Here is a 2,052-nt window from a genome sequence, read left to right on the forward strand (position 1 = left end):
GTGTTAGATAAGACAGCTCAGTAAATTAGAAATTTATAATTTGTCAAGACCGGCTAGCAGGGAGAGTCATCTGAACTGTGTAAATAGCCGTGAAATTTCTTATACTGCATTTACAAATTACCACAGCTTTATAATTTCATATTTACCTCCGTATGTCAAAAAGTTTTTTAAAAATCGTTTGCTGTGGTCATTAAAAAACTTCTGTAGACGTCGTGTGGGCAAAGCAGTGGCTAATAATATGAAAATTTTTTTATTTTCACATTTCGTCCATCCGTTTTATTCACACGAACCCATCGTACACAAACAACTTAAAAATCAGGCTAATAATTTTTCCGGAAATCGTTCAGGAAACATAATTGAAAATCGATTCAATGCAAGTTTCCAATCTCGAATCGGCATCGTCCATTTTTTTGAAACACCAGAAATAGCAAGATAAAGCACTTTCATAAGGCTGTCCTCTGTTGAGAAATGCCCTCGATTCCTCACTGCTTTACGCAATGTGGCATTCAGTGATTCCACCATGTTGGTCGTGTAAATGACTTTGCGGATCTCCATTGGAAAATCTAAAAATGGTATGATTCTTTCCCAGTTTTGACGCCAAGATTTAACAATAGCAGCGTATTTTTCTCCCCAGGTGAGCTCAAAATCATCTAACGCCTCGCAGGCCGATTCTCGTGTAGGGGATTGATAAATTTTCTTCAAATCTGCGGCCACAACTTTCTTTTCTTGATAAGGAACATAATTTAGTGAGTGACGTACCATATGAACAACACACGTTTGAAAAATAGCGTTGGGGAAGGTCGCTTCTACCGATTCCGGCAATCCTTTTAAACCATCAGCGCACAGTATAAAAACATCCTCAACGCCACGATTTTTAAGCTCGGTTAAAACCTGTAGCCAAAATTTAGCGCCTTCATTTTCGCCAATGTAAAGTCCTAGCACTTCCTTTTGCCCTTCCATATTGATGCCATACATAACATACACTGTCCGATTACTCACACGGCCATCGAGCCGGCATTTCGCTACAAATCCATCTATAAACACAATAGGATAGATTTTGTCAAGCGGACGACTACGCCACTCGGTGACATCTTCTAATACGGCATCCGTCATCGTTGAAATCAAATCACGTGAAATTTCTGTGCCATACAGCTCTGTTAGATGCGATTGTATATCTCTGACAGTCATTCCGCGTGCGTAAAGTGATAGCACTTGATCATCCAGTCCTTTTAAATGACTCTGACGTTTTTCAACTAAAATAGGTTCAAATTCGCTTTGCCTATCTCGTGGAACGGTTATTTCAATTTGACCATTCCCTGTTTTAACGGTCTTTTTTGTCTTGCCATTCCGTGAATTGCCGCTGTTATTTCCTTCAACAGCATGTTTCATGTAACCCAAATGGTTGGTCATTTCCATTTCGAGCAGACGTTCCATTAATTGCTTTGAGAGCTGTTTTAATATTCCTTCTTTGCCAAATAGATCGTCTTGTGTCTTGGCATTGCCCAGTAGTTCATCTAACATCTCATCATTAATAGCCATCACTTTTTCCTTTTGGATTTATCCCCTAATCGTTGGCGATAAGGATACTTGATTTTAGCTATTTACACACTTACGATGACAGTCTCAATTGAAAGCGCACATCTAACACCAGATACTGCATTAGCACAAAATCTCTTAAATCATCCAGGTTTACTTTGGAAAGCAAAAAATATAAAAATCTATAAAAATCTATTATAAGGCTTAGCAACTTCACTTATAAAATGAGTTGGACTAGATTTAATCAGCCATCATATTTTTAATGATACAACTTCTGGATTAGTTTAAATGATTTCCAGTTAATATTCCTGCTGCAGTAGATGTTGATAAATATAGTTCTAACCACGATGTAATGCTAAGAGTGTTATCCGCTAATTAAATATATTACTTCAAATCCTTTGGGAAGCAGCAAAGACTTAAAAGCTAGAATATTAATCCAACATCGCATAAAAAGCCAATATAATGGCTTACCAATAATTGCTTAGCAGTAATTGCTTAGCAGTAACCACATACTAG

At 37.5% G+C, this 2,052-nt stretch carries 1 protein-coding gene; it reads right to left on the bottom strand.

Annotation, left to right across the window (positions count from 1 at the left end):
* Positions 1 to 315: 315 nt before the first annotated feature.
* Positions 316 to 1,539 carry an IS256 family transposase gene (locus tag H0W64_12720; protein ID MBA3662575.1) on the bottom strand — a complete coding sequence of 408 codons (1,224 nt, stop codon included), beginning with the start codon at positions 1,537 to 1,539 and terminating at the stop codon, positions 316 to 318.
* Positions 1,540 to 2,052 lie beyond the last annotated feature (513 nt).

It is taken from the genome of Gammaproteobacteria bacterium (genome assembly GCA_013816845.1).
Classification (GTDB): Bacteria; Pseudomonadota; Gammaproteobacteria; order DSM-16500; family DSM-16500; genus Aquicella.

Excerpts from the sequence above, each read along its gene's own strand:
- H0W64_12720 (MBA3662575.1), bottom strand. The coding sequence starts at position 1,539 with ATGGCTATTAATGATGAGATGTTAGATGAACTACTGGGCAATGCCAAG.